Genomic DNA, 21,361 nt, shown 5'->3' with positions numbered 1-21,361 from the left:
TTTTTCATTTTCTCCGCTCCTCACATATACAACTACAATCCCTCTATAAGAATTCAACTTACCGATGTAAAAACCTTTTATTTCCTAAAAAATAAAAAAAGTCTGAAACGAATTAACTTCCGCTTCAGACTCTTTTATTATTTTACATATACCTCATCTAACAAATGTAAAAACTCACCTTGTTTCCCCGCTAATTCAGGGCATTTTGCAATATCAATCCATTCGTAGCAAAATACTAAGCCTTCATCTTCCTCACCGGCACTGACAATATGTTCCCAACTATCTTTTACATCTGTTAGTAATGTTACGTGGAAGAAATGACGTTTTTGATATTCCTTTTTTTCTTTCACATGTATGATGTAATCAGCTAGGAATCGTTCTATGCATAAATGACGTAACCCAGACTCTTCTTGTACTTCACGTAAAATCGCTGCTTCTAGCGTTTCCCCTTCGTCAACTGTTCCCCCTGGCACTTGTATACCAGCTTCAGGTATATCACGATGTTTAAAAACAAGCAGTTGCATAACTCCTTCTTTTTCTCTTGTCACATATGCGTGTACTTTTTTCTTATATAACACCGTCATAATCCTTCTCTCCCCTCAATTGTTCACTGCGCTACTTCTTCAAGTGTCAGTTGATTTTCATATAAATATGTAGCTTGTGGATTTCCCACATACCTCACGTGCCATGGTTCAAATCGATAGCCCGTAATCGATTCTTTCTCTTTTGTATATCGAATGACAAAACCAAATTTATGGGCATTTTCAGAAAGCCACTGCCCTTCTTTCGTTTCACCAAAAATTGTCTCTAACTGAAACTTAGCAGATTGTGATGTGATATCCATAGCTAGTCCAGTTTGATGTTCACTCGTTCCAGGAACTGCACTCGACATCGCTGTTTTTGCTTCTCCATCTTGTTTTTTATACATTGTATTTAACGCTTTTTGCCGATCAAAAGATCTAAATCCAGAGACTGCAAATAAGAAAACACGCTCCTTATCCGCTTGCTGAAACATTTCCTCAAGCGCACCGGCCGCCTCTTTCCTCATTTTTTTCTTTTCTTGATCACCTTCACTAGAATAGCGCACTTTCGGAATAACTAAATCTGGCGGTCTATACCCATCTGGTAAACGCCTACTTTTATTCACAAGCACAAGCATTGAATTCGGATTACTAATTACCGCAATATCTCCATCCATATTCGCAATCGTTTCTTTCGCTTTCGGAAATATGTTATTTACATTCACCTCGCGCGCTTGCTTATCCTTATACATTTTATAATTGATTCCCGCTACTCCAACAATGAGTATCGCCGCTACGATACCAAGTAGTATCCATCTTTTTTTCATATAACGACCTCTTATTTTAATAATTTGGCCATTTCATACTCATCGATGTTCTCTCCATCGATAATAAGAGCAGCTCTTTTGACACCTTCCTTCTCAAATCCAGCTTTTTTATATAGTGCCTGAGCTCTTGTATTGTGGGCCATTACCGTTAATTCTAAACGCCATACATCATGTAATCTTGCCCACTTCTCGACCTCTTTAAACAATCTAGTCCCAATACCTCGCCCACTATACTCTTGCAAAATCCCAATTACAATACTTGCTACATGTCTCTTTCTTTGAATATGATTTCCATTCACTAAAATAAACCCTACTATTCTCTCTTCTTCAACTGCTACCAATATTGTTGCATATTTATTTTCTACAAAGCGCTGAATCATTTGCTCTTGTTGCTCGGCTGTGAATTTCCTTTCTCCTGGTTCATACAACATAAATTTCGTTTCTTCATCTAGTTGCTTACTTAATTGCAAAAATGATGCTGCATCTTCTACTTTGATTTCCCTAATCACTTCAATCACCCTACCAATTTCATAATAAAAAGCTTTCCTTGTAAAAAGATTTTCTCTACTTTCCCGAAAATCCCTTTGTAAATCTCCCAGTATAATTTGACAAATTTCGATATTACTATAACATCGACAAATTATGTCTATTCTGTGACGCATCATTAATTACAAAAAAACGCAAGCATTACACTCACGTTTTTTCAGACTCTCGTATTCATTTCTGTTTCACTTTATCCATTCACTTTTTCTGCCTGCCAGAAATATTCACCAAACGCTTTAGCTAGCGCATCAATCGATCGATTTAGTTCTTCCTCTGTATTATCTACGCCACCAACTTCAATTAATATCGCTTGTCCTGACAAATCTTGATTGTAGACACCATTTCCTGTTTGGAATCCTTTTTGAATGACACCACGACTAACGCCTGGATATTTCTTACTAATCGTCTCATGTAAAGCCGTTGCTAATTGCAAGTTTTTTTCATAGTTTTTGTTACCTTTCCCTACTACAAACGCAAGCTTCGCATATGATTTATCACCGATTATTTTTGTCGTGACATTTTTCCGAGCACTATCACGATGTAAATCAAAGAAGTATTGTAATTCTTTATTGCCGGCCATTGCTTCTTGTACAATTTCCCGTGACATTTTATAAGAACTATTACTATTTAACCCTTTACTAATCAACTTTTGACCAACATCAGTCTTGTCGTTAGTTGCTCCGATTCCTTCATTTGCTAATTGTTCACGAAATCGGTCGCCGACTATTGAAATATTCGTTACGGAACTTGTGGCTTTGTTCGGATTTGGATCATTTGTTAAATTCAATAATGGTAAATAAGATTCCCAGCTATGCGAATGATAAATAAATGCAACTTGTCGTTTTCCTGTCGTTTGAGCTGGTTGCTTTTTCTCTTTATTCGCATCCGGCTTTTGAGCCTGTCCACCTTCTCCAGTCCGTTCTTTTACTACTTCTTCAAGTGGAACGCTCGACTCTATAGGCAAGTTAGAATAATTTGTTCCTTCACCCGCAATAACAATTTCTGTATCGTACTTACCGAAACCAGGTAGCTCTTTGCCGACAAAACTGCGTACATCGTTAAAACGAATATTCGTAGCCATAGAAAAGAGAAACGAAGATATTGAAAAATCTTGATTTAAATTTCGATATTCCTGTGTAAAATAATGATTCTCTTTCCCAAGAACGTACATGTAACCATTCATTGATAACTCATTTAACCAATTATATAAATACGTTGACTTCGTCTCTTTCATAGAGGTTACCATCATACTAATAAGAAAAAAAGTCGCTAGTACTGTAGCAATAATAAATAATACTAACTTACGTACACTCGTGAATTTCACATAAAAAAAGCCTCGATTCATACTATCACCTCTCTATTTCAAGTTATGTACAAGCTCGAGAGAATAGACCGTCTAAATTCAGGCTATATTGTTAATGAGGTGAAATGAATTGAAACTACTAATAGGAACACTACCCGTTGTACTATCATTTATTTTTTATTGGCTTGCTAAGCATCCTACCATCCGTGTTGCGTTACATATTTCAGCATATCTAGCACTTTATGTACTCGGTACAATCATTTCTATTCATATATATGATGTTTTAATACAAGACTTAGTTTTTATGACAAGTATTCATGGGATTTTACTAAATCCATTTTTTCTTATATCAGGAGCGTATATAGGGATATACACTTTGTACCTACTTTTGTCCTACATTATTACAAATATAAAAAATGGAGCGCAATGAAATGCAACCACCGTTCATCTGTCATACATGCCAAAAAAGAATTACGCGAAAGAAAGATCTTATTACTACCACATGGTACTTCCGCTTTTATGTATTTCATAGTGATTGTTTTAAACGACAGCAAGTTTTTATCTCACGATTTATCCCTGTGAATACACTTATTAATTTCTTTCTTATTATATATGGGCTGATTGTTGGTAGCATTCTTATGACTGCAGAGCCATCTATCATTTGGCTTGTTTTCTTACTTCCAATTTTATATCGGTTTCTTTCCTATTATTATGTTGAACGCTTTTTCTCTAAATGAAAGTTAGACTTTCCTCTAGGAATACTTAAACATTCCCACTCATTTTCTTTTAACATTTTACCGATGTAAATCATTTGTCCAATATGCAAAGCATAATGAGAAATTTGTCTTTCAATTGCTTGCATGACAGTATGTGCTTCACCGCGAATATATACCGTCTGCAATAAATGTTCTGGCGTTAGCGCATTCATCGTTTTAAAAACATATTCCCAACCTTCATTCCATGCTGCGAGTACCTCTTTCTTAGAAGAATAACCACCTTCAAATTCAGCATCTCGGTTACGATCTATTTTTTCACCGTCAGATGTTAAAAAATCCGTCCATCTAGAACGCATATTACCGTGCAGATGCTTAATTATAATTGCTATGCTATTTGTTGCTTCATGAGAAGACCATTCAATCTGTTCATATGATAATTGTGAAAGCACCCGTTCCCCTTGTTTCTTTGTTGCTTCAAAATTCGAAATGGCACACTGTACGTATTCGCGTCCAATATCCATGTTCCCCCGCCTTTACATTAACTAATTTTTGTTCCATTTGGTAATTCCATATTAGGCTGCAGTAATACAACATCACCCGCTTCAGGTACTCCTCCTAAAACAAGCACTTCTGATTTAAATCCCGCTACACGCTTTGGCGGAAAATTTACAACAGCAACGATTTGCTGACCGATTAAATCTTCTGGGGTATATCTCTTCGTAATTTGAGCACTTGACTGCTTCATTCCAAGCTCTCCAAAATCAATTTCTAGTTTAATCGCTGGAACTCTCGCTTCTTTAAATTCCTCTGCATGTGTTACAGTCCCAATCCGTAAATCCAAAGTTAAAAAATCTTCAAAATTAGCCATTTTATCACTCCTTTCATTTATTACTTAGACAAAACAAAAAAATCCCCTTTAAAAAAAGAAAGGCGCCTAAGCACCTTTCTTTTGTAGTTCACTTGATTCATTTGATTTATAGAAGAAGAAACCGAGGATCCCGCCAATACATGATGGGATTAACCATCCTATTCCTTCTTTATATAATGGTAACATTTGTAGTACGTTAGAAATCGCGTCAATTTTAATCTTCGCACTTTCTAAACCGTTAAAGAAACTAATTAACAACGCACCTAAAATAGCTCCAATATAAATGGTATTACGCTTCCCAATCCATTTATGGAAGTAAGAAAGTACAATTAATACGATTGCAACTGGATAAATGATCATTAATACTGGTAAAGTAACTGCGATTAATTGTGTTAAACCTAGGTTAGATACAATTAAACTAAATACACATACCATTGTTACAATCGTTTTATGCGAAAGTTTTGGGAATAAGTTTGTAAAGAAGCCAGCACAGGCTGATGTTAATCCAACAGAAGTTGTTAAACAAGCAAGTACAATAACAAGTCCTAATAAAATTTTACCACTTGTTCCATATAACTCATTTACAACATTCGTTAAAATAAGTCCACCATTCTCTGATACCCCAAGTGATGTACTTGTTGAACCAAGATAAGCAAGTGATAAATAGATTAACGTTAAACCAAGTACAGCGATAATACCTGATACTACTGTTATTTTTGCAATTTGATTACTCTCTTTTATTCCTTTAGAGCGGATAACTTGTACAACTACAATTCCAAATACAAGCGCACTAATTGCATCCATCGTTAAATATCCTTGAATAAATCCACCAAAGAAAGCATTTTCCTTGTATGCCTCTAGCGGTGCAGCTGGTTCTCCAATCGGATCAACAATTGCCTTTCCGACAATTACAGCAACAATTAATACTAACAACGGTGTAAGAAATTTCCCGAACCAATCCACTAATTTTGATGGATTTAAAGATAAATACCAAGTTATTCCGAAGAAAATTATAGTGAAAAGAAATAGCATGTACCATTCGGAAACTAATGCTTCTGATAAAAATGGCTTCATACCCATTTCAAATGAAACGGCTCCCGTACGCGGAATCGCGAAAAAAGGTCCAATCGCTAAATAACTAATCAATGGGAAAACAAACGCAAATATAGGGTGAACTCTAGAAGATAACGCTTTCAAGTCCCCCTCTACAAACGCGACAGCTGTTACAGCTAATAGAGGTAATCCGACTCCCGTTACAAGGAATCCAATTGTAGCAACCCAAACATTCTCTCCAGCTTGTTGTCCTAAAACTGGTGGGAAAATTAAATTTCCTGCTCCTAAAAATAGTGCAAATAACATTAAACCAATTGCTACCGTATCACCTGGCCTTAAACGTCCCTTCATGCTTTTCATTTGCATAGCACTTTTTCATTGTTTATCTCTATTTTCACAATATGCTATGCATCCTCCTCTCTGTTCAAGCTAATAAAATATGCCCCTTACAAAGCAGTGTCTTTCTCCATATTTTCTCCAGTCCCCTTATTTTTACTCTAATTGTTATTTTTTGATTTTTTTGAATTTTTAAATCATTAGAGTGGTATTGCGTGGAGTATAGTTGTCAGACCTCTTTGTTTTTATCACACATATAGTAACATATTTAGTTGAAAAATAAAAACATATTTTCAAATTGACTTTTTTGAAAATCAAAATTATCTACATTTTTTATTCTTTTGCACAAATATTGTTTCAGACTCACTTATTATCCTATCGTTATTTTCAAATAACTTTATACACGTAACATAACAAAAGCCATCCAACATAATTAGACGGCTTTTGCATATTATTCTATCGTTTCAACTTCACGTGGATTTTTCATCTCTTCCACATAAACCACTCTAAATCCGTGATCTTCTAAATCTTTCAATAACGTCTCTAATTCCCCATCGTTAAACTCTTCTCCTAATGTAAACATAATTCTACGAACTAATAAGGCATCATTATCAAAAGTCATTAAACTTTGGATACCTGTATATTTTTTTAATACTGTCGATAATTTTTGAATAGCCCCATTATAATCTTGTGTCCCAATCATGACAGAATATTTACTAGAATGAACGCCCCAGGCATCTTCTAATAGCTCAAAAACCTTTTTATGCGTTAAAATCCCAAGAAAGGCTCCTTTTTCATCAACTACTGATAAATAAGGTAATTTTTTTATTGTAAAAAATACTTTAAAGAACGAAGAATCTTCTCTGACATATCCTTCTTTATCGTTTAATAATCGTAATACATTTTCTTCCAGAGAACCTTTATATTCTAAAATATCTACTTTATATATATTCCCTAAATATTTCTCTTTTTTTTCATCTAAAACTGGTACACAACGATAACCAGTTTTATTTAAATGCTCTAGCGCTTCCCCTATCGTAATTGAACTTGAGCAAAATAAAACTTCCCTTTTCGGCACATAATTCCCTTTAATCCTCATAAACAGCCTCCTTATGTTAAAATACTTTCTGTGCCATAACTATATTATATTTTCAGAAAAAAATAAATAATTTATTTTATTTTTCTGAAAATTATTCATTTTCTTGTCATAATTTATTCACGTTTCATTCAATTCTATCCACTACAATACTAAACTTCTTTAAGAAAAATATATTGTAACTTACTCCGAAAAAAGCTAAAATAAGAATAAGAATTTTCTGAATATTCAAAGAGTAGGTGGTTACATGTCTTTATTGCGCTCACATATATATAAATTTATCGTTGGTGTTCTCATTATATTTATCATTAGTCCTATTCCAGCTTTATTCATTACACATAAATACTCATACATCACCGGCTTTATAAGCATTTTCCATAACTTCGCACAACTTTCTTCGATGACAATTCCAAAGATTGATTGGATGCACGAATCTATCTTTTTCTCAGCAAATCAGATGGTACATACTGCTAATCAATCAACACCGTTATTCCCTTACATGTGGGAAATATATTTTTTATCGATTGTTCGTTTTACCTTTACTCTTGCAATCGGATTCTTCATCAGCTTAGGGATTGGCCATTTATTTTTTAAAGCACCTCAATCGGTTAAAAAGTTCGCTTCGTTATTAAGATGGATTCCTTATTCTTTATGTACTGTATTATTACAATGCGCAGTCTTATTACTACTCCTATACATCACAAAATTTATAAAGATTCCTTACTACTCATCTTTTATCACCGTTTGTAGTACTTCCATGATTATCGTTATGCAAGCAATAAAAAAATGGATTCCTTTCTTAAGTAATACAAATGAATATGAAATAAAACAAGCTTCTTTCCTTGTAGATACATTGTTTTTAGCGCTTACTTCGAATCATAAATCTATTTTAGGTTCCATTATTCTTTCATTCGTTTTTATGGAATGCGTTTTTCACGCAAGTGGACTATTGCAATTTATCGTTCAATTCGGCGGAAATGCACCTATTATTGTTACAATTAGCTTATTACTTTTGTATATCCCGTATTGTATACTCTCATTCCTTCAAACGCTATGGACGACAAACCACTTTAAACAACAATCATACGCTTTAACGAGAAGTATTCCAAAACCTTAATTTGAAATAACCCTCTAGAATCTGAAAGTAGAGGGTTATTCCTTTTGTATAGCGGACAAAATAACAGCAAATTCAAAAACCATTGCAGAAACATACCAATATTTACCCTTTTTCTTTGACTATTCTTTTCATTTGGATTTATTATAAAAGTATAACATAATTGCAGGAGGTGACATCTTTATTCCAAGCGACGGAATAGAGAATACACTTGGACATATTAAATATTTTTCTCATCATTGTACTTATCCTTATTTCCGGCTTTTTCGTTGCATCAGAATTCGCTGTTGTAAAAGTACGAAAAAGTCGAATTGACCAGCTTGCAAATGAAGGCAATAAACAAGCTTTAGCTGCAAGAAGTGTCATATCTAATTTAGATGTTTATTTATCAGCTTGTCAGCTCGGGATTACAATTACTTCTTTAGGGCTTGGTTGGCTTGGTGAACCGACTGTGGAACATTTACTACGACCGCTCTTTGAAAAGATTAATATTACTGGAACAATGGCAAATACTTTATCCTTTATTATCGCTTTTAGCGTGATTACATTTTTCCATGTTGTATTAGGTGAATTAGTTCCAAAGTCTTTTGCAATTCAAAAAGCAGAGGCAATCACACTTAAGTTTGCACGACCACTTATTTTATTTGATAAAATTATGTACCCGTTCATTTGGTTACTTAATAGTACGGCTATCTTTTTCACAAAACTACTCGGTTTAGAACCTGCGAAAGAAAATGAACTGGCCCATTCTGAAGAGGAACTACGACTCATTTTAGGTGAAAGTTTCAAAAGCGGCGAAATAAATCAAGCCGAATATAAATATGTAAATAATATTTTTGAATTTGATGATCGAGTTGCGAAAGAAATTATGGTCCCTCGTACAGAAATGATTTGCTTATCTACTGAAAATACGTTAGAAGAAAATATGGATATCGTCGCAACTGAAAAGTATACACGCTACCCTATCATCGAAAAAGATAAAGATGATATTATCGGTATGATCAATACGAAAGAAGTATTTCATGATCAAACGAAAGGCATTCATAAGCCACTTGAATCTTACATACATCCAGTACTAACTGTATTTGAAACTGTTCCAATTCGCAAAACGTTAGTTCATCTACAAAAGAATCGCGTTCAGATGGCAATCGTTATGGATGAATATGGTGGTACGGCTGGACTTTTAACAATGGAAGATATTCTCGAAGAAATTATTGGAGAAATTCAAGATGAGTTTGATGCGGATGAATCACCTATGATTGAAAAGCGTACGCCGAAGCTTACTGTTTTAGACGGTAAGGTGCTCATTTCTGAAGTGAATGATATGTTTGGCCTACATATTGATGATAGTGATTTAGATACAATTGGAGGCTGGCTCCTCTCTCAAGCAGTGGACTTAAATATTGAGGCTGGTTATTCCATTGAATTTGCCGGTTTTCAGTTTAAAGCACTAGAACTTGATGGACATCAAGTGAAAAAAATTGCGGTACATAAATTAGACACGAAGAAGGAGCTATAAAGTGACAGTATTATTAACAATCTGTATCATTGCCTGTTTTATTGTTTCATTTCTTGCCTTTATTTACCCTATCATTCCAGGCATCCTCGCTGTCTGGGCTGGATATTTCATTTACCATTTCGGTATAAATGGTGGAGAACTAACAACTTCCTTTTGGATTATTCAAGTCATTTTCACACTATTCATTTTCGTTGCTGATTTTATTGCAAATGGATATTTCTTAAAAAAATATGGAAGTTCTAAATGGGGAGAACGTGTCGGTATGATTTCTATCATTGTCGGATCTTTCTTCTTCCCACCATTCGGTTTAATTATCATACCGTTCTTATCTGTATTTATTACAGAACTCATGCATAAAAAGGCGCCAAAAGACGCCTTTCTAGTAGGAGTTGCTACTGTAGTTGGTTTTTTAAGCAGCACAGTAGCGAAAGCCATTCTCCAAATCATTATGATTATCATATTTGTATGTTATATCGTCTTTTAACCATCCCAATTGCGGGATGGTTTTTTAATAGGAAATACCTACTCGGCTATTCTCATATTTGTTTTTACTACATAGATTCCACGTAAATTGCGCTGTATCACCAACTGTTATTTTTGCTCCTCCTTCTGGTAATACATCTTTTTCAGTTCGATATATACCTGTCACATCACCGTCAATTAAATGCGTCGGACAAACGACCGTCCAGCATAAATTACTACTACTAAGTATCTTATATGCAGCTAAATGATCTTCTGCTGCTGTTGTCGACTTTCTCTTTGATTCCGTTGATTGAAAACGATATAAATTTAGATTTGTTCTTGCTTGTAAAATACCGGCTGTTCCTATTGTAATGATTTTACGAACTCCTTCTTCTTCCATTTTCTTTATAATTTGTGGCATACTCTTCGCTAACGTCCCATTTTGATCCGTTCCAAGTGCACTAATTACTATATCGCTTCCTTCTATCGCTTTCTTTATATCATTTTCATTTAATACATTACCTTCTATAACTCGTAATCTTTCATGGTTTATTTCTACTCTACTTGAATCACGCGCTAATGCAGTCACTTCTGCTGAATCTTTTAATGCTAATTTAATTATGTTTGAACCTACTCGCCCTGTTGCTCCCAATATGCATACTTTCATTTGTTTTCCCCCTCTTTCATTCTTTCTCTATTTTTCAATAATCTCAATCAATTTACAACAAAAAAGCTTCCTCACATAAAAGAGGAAACTCTATTCTTACATTATTTCTTTTCTTTAGAATCCGTAGACTTCTCAGTTCCACTTGTTTCTTTATCCTTTTTATCCTCTTGTTGTGTTGTTGTATCGTCTTCTTTCTTCTTGTCCTCACCTTTACTACAACCTACCATTAATAAAGAACTTGCAAGTGCCATAGCAGTTAATGATTTAACCCATTTGTTCATTTGCGTTTCCTCCTTTTGATAGAATATGTACAATCCCATATTACTCTCTATTTTTAAAGGAAAGATTGAAAAATAGTAAATAAACGGTAAATATTTGTAAATTTTCTGATAATATATATAGTCATTTTTTCTCCACAAAAAGTAAAAAACTAAGGCGCCTATCTTTCCGCCTTAGTTTCTTATGCAAACTTCTCCTTTTCATATACATGTTTAATCTTATACTCTTTCTTCACGACATATTGCCATACACTATAGGCATAACGATTCATTTTCAGGAAGCAGTTTTCTAAAAACGAGCGAAATTCTGGATTTGCAACTTCAACTGCCACTTGAGCAAACTTTAACGCTAACCGTTTCAAATGCGAAATATAACAAGTTGCAATATAAATATCACCTGTATATTTACTATCAGTTTCCTTTTCCATTTCATGAAAATGAAATGGAATTGGTTCACAAGTTATATGCTGTACATTCTCTCCTTCTTGAAAATTCACTTGTTCATTATATGCTTGCAACATATATGGTAAATGATGCTGTAATAGCTCCTTTAATTCTTCGTCTCTTACCTGTCCTGTATACTCCCCAACCTTATATATAAGCATATAACTATACCTCATCAATTCTTTCATACAATCCATGAAAGTGCCTCCCTACTTTTTGTCTATATGCTATAAATATGATGCTATAACATTTGCTATTCTTGCTAAAAACCAATCCCATTTACTAATTTTCTCAAAATCTTCTTCCGAAAATCTTTTTGATTTATGGAAGTCTTCTTTTAGTCGATCCCATACGTCAGCAACAACTGTTTTATCATATACGACACAATTAGATTCACAATTTAAATAAAAACTTCTATTATCAAAATTCGCTGTACCTATATCAACAATTTCTCCATCAATGATTGTTACTTTCCCGTGAAAAAAACCATTCCGATATTGATAAATCTCCGCTCCAGCATGGTTCATCTCTCTCAAATACGGGTAGGCAGCTTGTTTTAACAATACTGCATCACTTTTAAATGGTACGAGAATTTTCACATTGACACCGCGGTTTAATGCACCTTTTAACTCTTTCATCATTTCTTTACTTGGTACAAAATATGGTGTAGCAATAATTAAAGACTTTTTAGCCTGCTTTAAAAGCGCTCCATATTTTTCCCATAACCCTTTTCCATCTGAAAATAAATATTGATATTTTACATTCCCAATTGCAGGTAGACTTTCATGTACAGGCATTTTTTCTCCTGTATCTTCTTTCCAGTCAGCAGCAAATTGTCTTTCCATATCCGTGGCACCATTCCCAATGACTCGCACATGATAATCACGCCACGGGCCAAATTTCGGATCTTGTCCAAGGTATTCCTTTCCGATGTTAAAGCCGCCGATATATGATACTTTTCCGTCTATCGTAACAATTCGTCTATGGTTTCGCTGATGCAACGAATAGAATAAATGTTTCAATTTAGGTTTTTTACTAAACGTAAACTGGACACCGTTGCTTTGTAGTTGACGAATTGTCTTTTTCTTCAGCTTATATCCACCTATTCGATCGACTGACAATTTCACTTCTACTCCGCTAGATGCCTTTTTCTCGAGCAACTGCAAAAACTCTTTGCTTATTTCATCTTTACCTACAATATAAAAATGGATATATATGTACTTCTCCGCATTACGTATATCCTCAAATAAATTCGTATATAACTCTTCACCGTTCGTATACAGTTGAAATTCACCTAATCGAACTTGTCCTACTTCATATTCACTAGCCATTTTTTTCCCCATTTCCACATCGATGTTCATCCAAATGAATACACCTATTACACAAAGGATTACAACGAAAAAGTGTTTCATGGATATTTTCCTTTCTCCACTTACTGTTATTTCTATATCTTCCCTTTTTTAATACAATATCATTCAAGAAAATATGTCATTGCATGATATATGTCCATATCAAACGATAGCTCATTTGCATATTGTATGTTGTATCTTAAAATAAAAGGAGGAAATAACAATGGGCTTCGCACATGGTAATGGATTCGCGCTATTAGTCGTATTATTTATCCTCTTAATCATCGTCGGTGCTGCTTGCTTCTGCTAAGTAGTTACAGTCATATGATATGTGGATGAAAAAACTATAAAAGCGGACACCTATTGTTAGGTGTCCGCTTTTCATATGAAAAACATTTCAGTCCGTTATAATACCTTTAACGACTTAATATTCAACTTAAAAAGTTAGTAATGTGGCTACTTTCTTACTCTCCGCCTTACGTATATGACGTTGTTCTGCACGCAATACAGCAATGCGATGTAATTCTTTCTCTTCTTCTGTTTCAGGAATTACTCGAGGAACTGGAACTGGATTGTTCTCCTTACTAAGTGCAACAAAAGTAACAAATGACGTTGCTGCGATGCGCTTCTCACCTGAAATTAAATCTTCTGCTACTACCTTCACAAATACTTCCATAGACGTTCTACCCGTCCAAATTACAAAGGATTCATAACTCACACAATCGGTAGAACGAACAGGATGTAAAAAATCTACCCAATCCATAGATGCTGTGACGCATTCTTTTCTTGCATGCCTCGTCGCTGAAATAGAAGCAACCATATCCATCTCGGCTAATATCTTTCCACCAAATAACGTATTATGATCATTTAAATCTGTTGGAAATACTCGGCTCGTTTTGAACACCCTTGATTCATTGGCCGTTTTCCCCTTTACTTCTGTCATTGTTATCACCCCTTTAATGATGTATCCCTAATATCTCAATAATCACTATACTAAATGAACTACACGTTTAATATTAACAACATTCAGAACTCTTAGTCCATAAAAAAGAACCGATGTTATCAATCGGCTCCTCTAAATACATATTGCTCTTTCGGTTGTTCAACTTTATTCCATTTCGTTACTTCTAAAACAGGAATATTCGCATGGAATGGCTGATAAAATTCCGTTGATATTTCTCCTTCAACTTGAATCCAATCATCATTGGTCCATTCTACCCCTTCTGGCTTTTTCACTAACATACCATATACACCAGAATCCGCTACACAATGTATAATACCGAAACGGAATAAGAAATATTGTTCTTTTTTAGAAGAATCATCTTTGAAAACAAACCCTTTAAAAGATAATTTCTTCCCAGTAAACTCGCCAGGATAATTATAAATTGTTTCCATCCCTTTTAAGAAATCTTCATCTTTTAAAGCAATACTATCTTTCGTAACAAACTCTTTCTTTCCTTTTTCCATTACACCACGGTATCCTTCTTTTCCGTAATATATACTCGTGTCAGGTCTTAGAAATTGCCTTGTCATAAATGGATCTTTACTTTCTGCTTGCGCAACAGGAAAATGAAATCCTTTCGCCTTAACAATATCTGAATCTAACGTTGCAATCGGGAAAAACAAACCTGAGACAATTGGAAAACAAAACAATGTGTACGAAAATGCTTTTTTCCACCATGTGTTTTCATCTTTTGAATGGTCATGTCCGCAATGGCTATGATCACAACCACAATTATGCTGTTCTCTTTCTTTTTGATGTTCTTTTTGGAAAACGATTATAATTTGAACAACAGTTAAAAAACCTAATATAATAGCTGCTGTTTTTGATAAGTAGGCATACTTCATATTAATATACTTCGTAATATTACCTGAAATATGAAGCTGCGCGATTAAGATTGTAAAACCTAATAATATATATGCTCGAAACATAACCTACCACCCCATCGCATAAATGAGTAGTGAGCTTGCATAAACAACAAGTGTAACTGTAACTGTAACGACAATTACAAATTTTGTTTTAAATGTCGCAAGCATCATAAACATATTTTTAATATCCACCATCGGTCCATATACAAGGAACGCGACAAGTGACGCTGTTGAAAATGTACTTTGGAATGACGAAGCAATAAATGCATCTGCTTCTGAACAAAGTGATAAAATGTAAGCAAGTCCCATCATAACAGCTGGCGAAGAAAACGGCCCTTGTCCTATAGCAAGAAGTGTTGAAGTTTGTACGAACGTTTGAACTGCTGCTGCAATTAACGCACCTAATACTAAATATTTCCCCATTGAGAAAAATTCCTCAACAGCATGCGTACATACATCCCACATTTTTTTACGTAATGGACGCTTATGATTCACTTCTGGGAAGTGATCATCTCGTAATTGATGTTCTTTAAACATAAATGATAATATAATTCCAACGATAATTGCTACGATAATCGCTACAATAGAACGATACCATACCATGTGCATACTACTTCCAAAGGCAACGTATGTTGCAAATAATACGACTGGATTAATGATTGGTCCAGTTAACATAAATGCAATCCCGGCATATGGCGGAACCCCTTTTCCGATTAATCGCCTTACAATCGGAACGATTCCACATTCACAGCCTGGAAACATCATCCCTAAAAAAGTAGCCATTAAAACAGACAGAAATCGGTTTTTCGGCATCCATTTTGCTACCATATCTTCTGTAACAAACATTTGAATGAATCCTGAAATAAATACACCAATGAGCACAAAAGGAAGTGCTTCGATCAATATGGAGATAAAGATTGTATTCATTTGCAGGAATGCTTTCGGTAATTGAAACAATTCCATGATGTATTTCCTCCAACTTTTCATTAACAATATGTAATTTTAACCCTATTTCATTAATTGAACAAGACTTATACGAAATTCCCCTCTATCATATACATTACATTTCATAAGCTATATTCTATTCAAAACTTTCGATTTCATAGCAAAAAAGCTGCTCTAGCGCAGTTATATAACTATGCTAGAGCAGCTTTCTTATCGTTAAAAGTAACGTTTCTTCCAAAAAACAAATGCTAATGTGAAAGATAGTGTTACACATATTATAAGTACAATTACAAAACCGTGCGCTTCCCCTTCAAACGGAACCTTTACGTTCATTCCAAAGAAACTAGAAACCATCGTTGGTAACGATAAAATGATTGTAATAGACGTTAACAGTTTCATAACACTATTTAAGTTATTTGATATAACGGAACTAAAAGTATTCATCATTCCACTTAAAATGTGACTATATATTTCCGCCATTTCAATAGCCTGTTTATTTTCAATTAATACATCTTCTAATAAATCTTGATCGTCTTCATACATTTTTAAAAATGTACTGTTACGCATTAACTTTTGAATTACGATTTTATTCGCCTTTAATGATGTTGTAAAGTAAACTAAACTTTTTTCAAGACCTAGCAATGTGAAAATCTCTTTATTTTTCATCGACTGATTTAATTGATGCTCTAAATCAATTGTTTTTCTGTTAATTTGCTTTAAGTATCTTAAATAATAAGTAGAAATCGTATATAAGAGCTGAAGTGCAAATCGTGTCTTTTTAAACGTATAAAATTCTTTAATACGTTGATTAATAAAACGTTCAAATATTGGGTTTTCCTCTAAACAAATTGTCACAAAACAATCTGGCATAACAATCATACCTATTGGAATCGTGTCATAAATCGAATTTCCTTCTTCATCATGTCTAACTGTTGGAATATCCACGATTATTAAAGTATTACTGTCTTCCTTTTCAATACGAGAACGTTCTTCATCATCTAAAGGGTCTTTAATGAAATCTAAGTCTACATTTAAAGTTTGTACTAGATATTGAATTTCTTCTTCCGTTGGATGAAGTACATTAATCCAGCAACCCTTTTGCATTTCCTCAATCTCTTGTAGTTTTCCGTTTCGGTCTGTTAAATAAATATTTAACATACTATCACCCCGATTCTTTTTACATGTAGGAATCTACCTCTCTTACATAACAGTTTTTGAACCGCCATTCTCAGCATATGAAACATACGTTTAAATTTCAATAGAAAAATTATTTTGAAAACGTTTTTACAAGAAAAATATTTTAAACAAAGAAAAAGACAGAGCGCTCTCTGCCTTAAAAAGCTTATGTTGCCTTTATAACATATTTAGAAAGCATCCACAAGTTAAAGCCAACTGAAATCGTGTAACCAGCGTATGTTGAAATAATAAAACTTACATAATCGAAATACGGAAGCAATACAATATTTAAAACTATCTTTACAATAATGCCAATCACTAACCCTAGCACCGTTTTCTGTTGCTGATTGATTCCTTGGAGCATCGCAGCTGTTACTGTAAAAAGCGAAAATAGTATACAGGCAGGAGCGTAATACTGTAAAATAATACTTCCCATCTCTGGATCATTTCCGGCGCCGAATAAAAGAGTATATACCGGTTTTGCTAACATCATCATTCCAATCGCCGCTGGTACCGTAATACCTACTACTAATAGATTCGTCCTCGTAAAATGTTTGTACAGCAACTTCACATTTCCTGCTGTATAAGCTTTTGTCATCTCAGGTACGAGTGACATACTAAAAGCAGTCGCAACGGAAACTGGGATAAGTACAACCATCTGAACAAGTCCAATTATTGCATTAATCTTCTCTGCTTCTCCTTGCATATATCCCATTTGTATAAGCAATTTATTAATTGTAAATGTGTCAATCGTCTGATACAACGGAATTGCTAAACCAACCACAACAAATGGTATTGAATATGTAAAGAGCTCCTTATAGAGTGAGAAAAAAGATTTCGTTGTTTGTGGTATACTTGCCATTTCTTTTTTCTTTAAGTGCTTTCTCCTCCTTATGTAATACGCACTTAAAACAGTTAGTCCACCTATCGCTCCCATAAAAGCACCGAATGTTGAAATACCAACAGCTAGTGAGATAGAAGCTTTTAAAATATATATAACGACAAAGCTTCCTATCAAGATGGTTAATACCCGAAAAAATTGCTCTACAACTACACTTAGAGCAGAAGGCCCCATCGATTGGAACCCTTGAAAAAAGCCCCTTAATAAACTCATGACTGGTACAAGTATTAACGCAAAACTTACAATTTGAATATTAGTAGTGACCGCCGCTATACTATTCCCCGTTTGATCATTTCCATCGATTACAAGTTTAGCCAAATGCGGAGCTAGCATATACAACGTAAAACACGAAATAATTCCCATTATAAACATAAAAACAATTCCACTTTTCAGCACTCTCTTAACCGTATGATAATCATTTAGTTGATCATATTTTGATACCATCTTTGAAACTGCAAGTGGTAGTCCCATCGTCGCAATGCTGAGCATAATTGTATATGGACGATAAGCATACGTGTATAAAACGTACCCACTCGTACCGACCATAGCTGTAAATGGTATAACATATATAAACCCTAACATTTTAGATATCATCGTTGCCATTGTTAAAAATATCGTTCCACGTATAAACGGTGACCCTTTCATCACATTCCCCCGCTACACTTTATTATTACACATTATGGACAACTCTTTTTTTTTAGAACCGAAACAAGTAAAAAAAGCCAATGAAAAATCATTGACTTTAACGCGCTGCTTTTTTCTTTTTGAAATACTTTAAACCGAAGTATAGAGCAATAAAGAGAATCGCTCCTATAATTATGTAATGTGTGTAATCAGATGCATATTCTTTAATATGTCGCCAATTTCCACCAAGCTTTTCACCTAAATATATAAATAGTATTGACCACGGAATAATCGCAACTACTGTATACAGTGTGAATAGTTTTAATGGCATCTTAGCTAATCCTGCTGGAATAGAAATTGCATGACGTACGACTGGGATAAAACGTGCCGAAAAGATTACTCCTGCTCCGTAACGCTTAAACCAATTTTCTGCTATGTCTAAATGGTGTTTATTAATAAGCAGATATTTCCCATATTTCTCTACAACTGGACGTCCTCCGTAGTATCCAAGCCAGTATAAAAAAATCTGTGCTAGCGTACCACCGATCGTTCCTGCAATAACAGCACCAACAAAACTAATTTTCTCCTCTGCCACTAAAAAACCGGCATATGAAAGTACAATTTCACTTGGGATAATTTCAATCATTAAACCGAGCGCTACCCCAAAATAACCTAAGCTTGCAAAGAACTGCAATAACTGATCTATTATGCTTGCTAACATTTTATTTTCTATCTCCTTTTTTCTTCACATACCATCCCATTATTACATAAAGGTTGCATTCTGCCAATATCTTCATTCCAACATTATTATCGGCATAAGCATTATTAATCTATTACTATTTCTTTCTGCGGTTCTTTTATGTAGGCAAACATTTGTTTAATTTGCTCTTCTGTATTTCTAGCAATCGATAAATTAGGCAATTCATCCTCACCAAAAAACTCCACATCATCTGTTTCAATACTAGTTTTCTTTTCACCACCAATAATTTTACAGCCAATAAAAATTTTATATACATGCGTTGCTGAAGGCGATGGTTGATGTTTTTCTTTATCAAATATAGCGAGTAACTTAAAATGATCTACCTCATATCCTGTCTCCTCTAAAACCTCTTTTGCTGCTACTTCTGTCGGCGTATAACCGATATCAGCCCATCCACCTGGCAATGCCCATTTCCCATCACTTTTTTCTTTCACAAATAATAACTTTTCATTTTGAAAAACGACTGCTCTTATATCAACTTTAGGTGTTTGATAGCCTGTCTCGCTTGCAAATAACTTCTCTACAACTTCCCAATCTGTCTTAGTGTAATGTGACATCATCGAAATGGAAATATCCCGTAATTGTTGGAAACGTTCTATATCATACACATCCTTAGAATACGTTAAACCCGCTTGAGCTATAGATTGTATTTGTTTTGCCCACTCAATCCATTTTACTGTCATGTTTCCACATCCCCATTCTTTATTAAGTACATATTACATCAATTCTACCAATACATCTTTATTATACAAAAAAAGAGATTGATAATGTTCCAATCTCTTTCAAAATTAATCCAATTCATGTAAATGATCGTGTATATACTTTCTTCTTTTATTTATATATTCCTCAATCATATCAGCTTCTTGATCAAATGTTTCTAATTTTTCTTTCATATATGGATCTTGTAGTAAATAAGGACGGATCGATTCACACAAACTTTCTACTTTCGGCATCATAAATGAAACGGTAAATTGTTCTGCTAATATTTCTTCTAAAATACTTCGGTATTGTTTTCTAAATATAGGTATATCTAACAATCTTGCACTTAATGTGTTATAACCTTGAATACGAATATACTCATGATTAAGTGGTCTCCCTTGTACATCTCGCCCCCAAGTCGCATCATAATCCCACGGTATCACTTCAAATAAGTTCGTTTCATCGTTATGATATAGTGCATAGTTATGAACAAAACCATCAAAGTTTTGCGTAAAAATGACGCCAGCTAACCACCTTAAATATTTGTCTACATGCAAAAACTTTCCAATTTCTTTTTCATAAGATTCCCTTGACAAAGCGTTCGCTTGAAATACAAATTCACTCAGCTGTTCTTCACTATTTTCATTCGAATATTTAAATTCATAACCTGCAAAAAGCTCGGTCTTAACATCTTTATCTCTCTCACTCATTAAAGAAAAATTCGCATCATCATCTATCGCATAATAAATAGAACCACTCGGTAATCCTCTATTTTTCAAAAAATTTTCATCCACTGATTCTAACTGTAAATATACACCTTGAATTTGCCCATTAATTTTTATAAACACATGTTGTGATTTCGGTGAAAGTACACCAATATCATGAAAAAAGTCTAAAGATAATTTATTTCGTATGAGAGACGGATCCATAAACTCAGAATTTAAATGAAACTCTTTCGCACCTTGAAATTTTTTCGGTTTATAAAACATAACATGATAAGATTTCTTCTCAAATTCACGAATATGAGCACCCCGATATACGATATCAATGTCATACTTCTTTTTTCCATAAGTTAATTTTGCTGGCACTGGACTGTCTGACCAAATGTCTTTTTTCAATTCCACTAGGTTCATTGGATGAATAAAAAAATCATATGAAGGTAGCATATTTTCACATCCCTTCTCAGTTCTCTTCATTCAATGTATGCACTTTGCCTTGTCCATACATCCGCTATCAACCATTTATATAAAATTACACTCTTGTCCTGTTCAGAAAGATACCTATATACATA

General features: G+C 34.2%; 26 protein-coding genes. 6 read left to right on the top strand and 20 right to left on the bottom strand.

Annotated elements, in window-relative coordinates:
- Window positions 1-137 precede the first annotated feature (137 nt).
- The 4 genes from MR083_RS00985 to spoIIP all read right to left on the bottom strand — a co-directional run bounded on the left by MR083_RS00985 (window position 138) and on the right by spoIIP (window position 3,236).
- On the bottom strand, window positions 138-584 hold the full coding sequence (locus MR083_RS00985; RefSeq protein ID WP_000217585.1) for an NUDIX hydrolase: 447 nt from the start codon (window positions 582-584) through the stop codon (window positions 138-140).
- Window positions 585-607: 23 nt separating this feature from the next.
- The gene (locus tag MR083_RS00980) at window positions 608-1,348 is read right to left on the bottom strand and encodes a M15 family metallopeptidase (RefSeq protein WP_000747655.1); all 741 of its coding nucleotides are present in this window, start codon (window positions 1,346-1,348) and stop codon (window positions 608-610) included.
- Between the two features lie 11 nt (window positions 1,349-1,359).
- On the bottom strand, window positions 1,360-1,857 hold the full coding sequence (locus tag MR083_RS00975) for a GNAT family N-acetyltransferase (RefSeq protein WP_000617586.1): 498 nt from the start codon (window positions 1,855-1,857) through the stop codon (window positions 1,360-1,362).
- 224 nt (window positions 1,858-2,081) lie between these two features.
- Entirely contained in the window at window positions 2,082-3,236 is a 1,155-nt protein-coding gene (gene spoIIP / locus MR083_RS00970) for a stage II sporulation protein SpoIIP (protein ID WP_242268261.1), read from the bottom strand.
- Between the two features lie 88 nt (window positions 3,237-3,324).
- Here spoIIP and MR083_RS00965 point away from each other — a divergent pair, with 88 nt between their 5' ends.
- Together MR083_RS00965 and MR083_RS00960 are read left to right on the top strand one after the other, a co-directional pair.
- Window positions 3,325-3,624 carry a hypothetical protein gene (locus MR083_RS00965; RefSeq protein WP_242268260.1) on the top strand — a complete coding sequence of 100 codons (300 nt, stop codon included), beginning with the start codon at window positions 3,325-3,327 and terminating at the stop codon, window positions 3,622-3,624.
- Window position 3,625: 1 nt separating this feature from the next.
- Entirely contained in the window at window positions 3,626-3,931 is a 306-nt protein-coding gene (locus MR083_RS00960; protein WP_011040252.1) for a hypothetical protein, read from the top strand.
- On the opposite strand, the gene MR083_RS00955 is transcribed toward MR083_RS00960, so the two are convergent.
- The 4 genes from MR083_RS00955 to cbpA all read right to left on the bottom strand — a co-directional run bounded on the left by MR083_RS00955 (window position 3,904) and on the right by cbpA (window position 7,266).
- Window positions 3,904-4,431, bottom strand: coding sequence for a DUF1572 domain-containing protein (locus tag MR083_RS00955; protein ID WP_242268259.1), 528 nt, complete (start codon window positions 4,429-4,431; stop codon window positions 3,904-3,906). The two genes, MR083_RS00960 and MR083_RS00955, sit on opposite strands and share 28 nt — an antisense overlap.
- Before the next feature lie 17 nt (window positions 4,432-4,448).
- A complete protein-coding gene (gene csaA / locus MR083_RS00950; RefSeq protein ID WP_001263035.1) occupies window positions 4,449-4,778 on the bottom strand; it encodes a chaperone CsaA in 330 nt (109 codons plus the stop codon).
- Window positions 4,779-4,844: 66 nt separating this feature from the next.
- Window positions 4,845-6,182 (bottom strand): branched-chain amino acid transport system II carrier protein BrnQ4, encoded by a 1,338-nt coding sequence (gene brnQ4, locus MR083_RS00945; protein WP_073569329.1) that lies wholly within the window; start codon window positions 6,180-6,182, stop codon window positions 4,845-4,847.
- Window positions 6,183-6,618: 436 nt separating this feature from the next.
- A complete protein-coding gene (cbpA, locus tag MR083_RS00940) occupies window positions 6,619-7,266 on the bottom strand; it encodes a cyclic di-AMP binding protein CbpA (protein ID WP_001220507.1) in 648 nt (215 codons plus the stop codon).
- 244 nt (window positions 7,267-7,510) lie between these two features.
- Here cbpA and MR083_RS00935 point away from each other — a divergent pair, with 244 nt between their 5' ends.
- From MR083_RS00935 to MR083_RS00925, 3 genes are all read left to right on the top strand, one after another.
- Window positions 7,511-8,380, top strand: coding sequence for a hypothetical protein (locus MR083_RS00935; protein ID WP_242268257.1), 870 nt, complete (start codon window positions 7,511-7,513; stop codon window positions 8,378-8,380).
- Window positions 8,381-8,588: 208 nt separating this feature from the next.
- On the top strand, window positions 8,589-9,896 hold the full coding sequence (locus tag MR083_RS00930) for a hemolysin family protein (protein WP_000353746.1): 1,308 nt from the start codon (window positions 8,589-8,591) through the stop codon (window positions 9,894-9,896).
- Between the two features lies 1 nt (window position 9,897).
- Window positions 9,898-10,380 carry a DUF456 domain-containing protein gene (locus MR083_RS00925; protein WP_000217327.1) on the top strand — a complete coding sequence of 161 codons (483 nt, stop codon included), beginning with the start codon at window positions 9,898-9,900 and terminating at the stop codon, window positions 10,378-10,380.
- Between the two features lie 24 nt (window positions 10,381-10,404).
- Here MR083_RS00925 and MR083_RS00920 read toward each other — a convergent pair whose 3' ends face one another.
- From MR083_RS00920 to cls, 4 genes are all read right to left on the bottom strand, one after another.
- A complete protein-coding gene (locus tag MR083_RS00920) occupies window positions 10,405-11,025 on the bottom strand; it encodes an NAD(P)-dependent oxidoreductase (RefSeq protein ID WP_062822317.1) in 621 nt (206 codons plus the stop codon).
- A 101-nt stretch (window positions 11,026-11,126) separates the two neighbouring features.
- Window positions 11,127-11,306 carry a hypothetical protein gene (locus MR083_RS00915; RefSeq protein WP_001045960.1) on the bottom strand — a complete coding sequence of 60 codons (180 nt, stop codon included), beginning with the start codon at window positions 11,304-11,306 and terminating at the stop codon, window positions 11,127-11,129.
- 179 nt (window positions 11,307-11,485) lie between these two features.
- Complete coding sequence (locus tag MR083_RS00910) at window positions 11,486-11,944, bottom strand: spore coat protein (protein ID WP_242268256.1); 459 nt, start codon at window positions 11,942-11,944, stop codon at window positions 11,486-11,488.
- A 30-nt stretch (window positions 11,945-11,974) separates the two neighbouring features.
- Complete coding sequence (cls, locus tag MR083_RS00905) at window positions 11,975-13,159, bottom strand: cardiolipin synthase (protein ID WP_000680138.1); 1,185 nt, start codon at window positions 13,157-13,159, stop codon at window positions 11,975-11,977.
- A gap of 160 nt (window positions 13,160-13,319) precedes the next feature.
- On the opposite strand from cls, the gene MR083_RS00900 reads away from it, so the two are divergent.
- Window positions 13,320-13,406: a YjcZ family sporulation protein gene (locus MR083_RS00900; RefSeq protein WP_000505094.1), complete on the top strand. Its 87-nt coding sequence runs from the start codon at window positions 13,320-13,322 to the stop codon at window positions 13,404-13,406.
- A gap of 126 nt (window positions 13,407-13,532) precedes the next feature.
- On the opposite strand, the gene MR083_RS00895 is transcribed toward MR083_RS00900, so the two are convergent.
- The 8 genes from MR083_RS00895 to cotH form a co-directional block, all read right to left on the bottom strand.
- Entirely contained in the window at window positions 13,533-14,039 is a 507-nt protein-coding gene (locus tag MR083_RS00895; RefSeq protein ID WP_000141171.1) for an acyl-CoA thioesterase, read from the bottom strand.
- Between the two features lie 119 nt (window positions 14,040-14,158).
- Complete coding sequence (locus MR083_RS00890; RefSeq protein WP_000488036.1) at window positions 14,159-15,028, bottom strand: TIGR03943 family putative permease subunit; 870 nt, start codon at window positions 15,026-15,028, stop codon at window positions 14,159-14,161.
- Between the two features lie 3 nt (window positions 15,029-15,031).
- On the bottom strand, window positions 15,032-15,928 hold the full coding sequence (locus MR083_RS00885; RefSeq protein ID WP_000418724.1) for a permease: 897 nt from the start codon (window positions 15,926-15,928) through the stop codon (window positions 15,032-15,034).
- 198 nt (window positions 15,929-16,126) lie between these two features.
- Window positions 16,127-17,068, bottom strand: a complete 942-nt coding sequence (locus tag MR083_RS00880; protein WP_000932390.1) for a magnesium transporter CorA family protein — start codon at window positions 17,066-17,068, stop codon at window positions 16,127-16,129.
- A 184-nt stretch (window positions 17,069-17,252) separates the two neighbouring features.
- The gene (locus MR083_RS00875) at window positions 17,253-18,632 is read right to left on the bottom strand and encodes a putative polysaccharide biosynthesis protein (protein WP_011040245.1); all 1,380 of its coding nucleotides are present in this window, start codon (window positions 18,630-18,632) and stop codon (window positions 17,253-17,255) included.
- Window positions 18,633-18,729: 97 nt separating this feature from the next.
- Window positions 18,730-19,332: an undecaprenyl phosphate transporter UptA gene (gene uptA, locus MR083_RS00870; RefSeq protein ID WP_000881210.1), complete on the bottom strand. Its 603-nt coding sequence runs from the start codon at window positions 19,330-19,332 to the stop codon at window positions 18,730-18,732.
- A gap of 104 nt (window positions 19,333-19,436) precedes the next feature.
- Window positions 19,437-20,054: an NUDIX hydrolase N-terminal domain-containing protein gene (locus MR083_RS00865; RefSeq protein ID WP_061182985.1), complete on the bottom strand. Its 618-nt coding sequence runs from the start codon at window positions 20,052-20,054 to the stop codon at window positions 19,437-19,439.
- Window positions 20,055-20,159: 105 nt separating this feature from the next.
- A complete protein-coding gene (gene cotH / locus MR083_RS00860; RefSeq protein ID WP_242268255.1) occupies window positions 20,160-21,236 on the bottom strand; it encodes a spore coat protein CotH in 1,077 nt (358 codons plus the stop codon).
- Window positions 21,237-21,361 lie beyond the last annotated feature (125 nt).

Origin of the sequence: Bacillus cereus group sp. BfR-BA-01408, assembly GCF_022663305.1 — a bacterium.
GTDB lineage: Bacteria > Bacillota > Bacilli > Bacillales > Bacillaceae_G > Bacillus_A > Bacillus_A pacificus.
Note: the sequence above shows the minus strand (reverse complement) of the source record. Positions and strands in the feature narration are given on the sequence as shown.

Bases quoted from the DNA above. Each gene is read 5' to 3' on its own strand.
- MR083_RS00985 (WP_000217585.1), bottom strand. From the start codon at position 584: ATGACGGTGTTATATAAGAAAAAAGTACACGCATATGTGACAAGAGAA.
- MR083_RS00980 (WP_000747655.1), bottom strand. From the start codon at position 1,348: ATGAAAAAAAGATGGATACTACTTGGTATCGTAGCGGCGATACTCATT.
- spoIIP (WP_242268261.1), bottom strand. From the start codon at position 3,236: ATGAATCGAGGCTTTTTTTATGTGAAATTCACGAGTGTACGTAAGTTA.
- MR083_RS00960 (WP_011040252.1), top strand. From the start codon at position 3,626: ATGCAACCACCGTTCATCTGTCATACATGCCAAAAAAGAATTACGCGA.
- MR083_RS00955 (WP_242268259.1), bottom strand. From the start codon at position 4,431: ATGGATATTGGACGCGAATACGTACAGTGTGCCATTTCGAATTTTGAA.
- csaA (WP_001263035.1), bottom strand. From the start codon at position 4,778: ATGGCTAATTTTGAAGATTTTTTAACTTTGGATTTACGGATTGGGACT.
- brnQ4 (WP_073569329.1), bottom strand. From the start codon at position 6,182: ATGAAGGGACGTTTAAGGCCAGGTGATACGGTAGCAATTGGTTTAATG.
- cbpA (WP_001220507.1), bottom strand. From the start codon at position 7,266: ATGAGGATTAAAGGGAATTATGTGCCGAAAAGGGAAGTTTTATTTTGC.
- MR083_RS00935 (WP_242268257.1), top strand. From the start codon at position 7,511: ATGTCTTTATTGCGCTCACATATATATAAATTTATCGTTGGTGTTCTC.
- MR083_RS00920 (WP_062822317.1), bottom strand. From the start codon at position 11,025: ATGAAAGTATGCATATTGGGAGCAACAGGGCGAGTAGGTTCAAACATA.
- MR083_RS00915 (WP_001045960.1), bottom strand. From the start codon at position 11,306: ATGAACAAATGGGTTAAATCATTAACTGCTATGGCACTTGCAAGTTCT.
- MR083_RS00910 (WP_242268256.1), bottom strand. From the start codon at position 11,944: ATGGATTGTATGAAAGAATTGATGAGGTATAGTTATATGCTTATATAT.
- cls (WP_000680138.1), bottom strand. From the start codon at position 13,159: ATGAAACACTTTTTCGTTGTAATCCTTTGTGTAATAGGTGTATTCATT.
- MR083_RS00900 (WP_000505094.1), top strand. From the start codon at position 13,320: ATGGGCTTCGCACATGGTAATGGATTCGCGCTATTAGTCGTATTATTT.
- MR083_RS00895 (WP_000141171.1), bottom strand. From the start codon at position 14,039: ATGACAGAAGTAAAGGGGAAAACGGCCAATGAATCAAGGGTGTTCAAA.
- MR083_RS00890 (WP_000488036.1), bottom strand. From the start codon at position 15,028: ATGTTTCGAGCATATATATTATTAGGTTTTACAATCTTAATCGCGCAG.
- MR083_RS00885 (WP_000418724.1), bottom strand. From the start codon at position 15,928: ATGGAATTGTTTCAATTACCGAAAGCATTCCTGCAAATGAATACAATC.
- MR083_RS00880 (WP_000932390.1), bottom strand. From the start codon at position 17,068: ATGTTAAATATTTATTTAACAGACCGAAACGGAAAACTACAAGAGATT.
- MR083_RS00875 (WP_011040245.1), bottom strand. From the start codon at position 18,632: ATGAAAGGGTCACCGTTTATACGTGGAACGATATTTTTAACAATGGCA.
- uptA (WP_000881210.1), bottom strand. From the start codon at position 19,332: ATGTTAGCAAGCATAATAGATCAGTTATTGCAGTTCTTTGCAAGCTTA.
- MR083_RS00865 (WP_061182985.1), bottom strand. From the start codon at position 20,054: ATGACAGTAAAATGGATTGAGTGGGCAAAACAAATACAATCTATAGCT.
- cotH (WP_242268255.1), bottom strand. From the start codon at position 21,236: ATGCTACCTTCATATGATTTTTTTATTCATCCAATGAACCTAGTGGAA.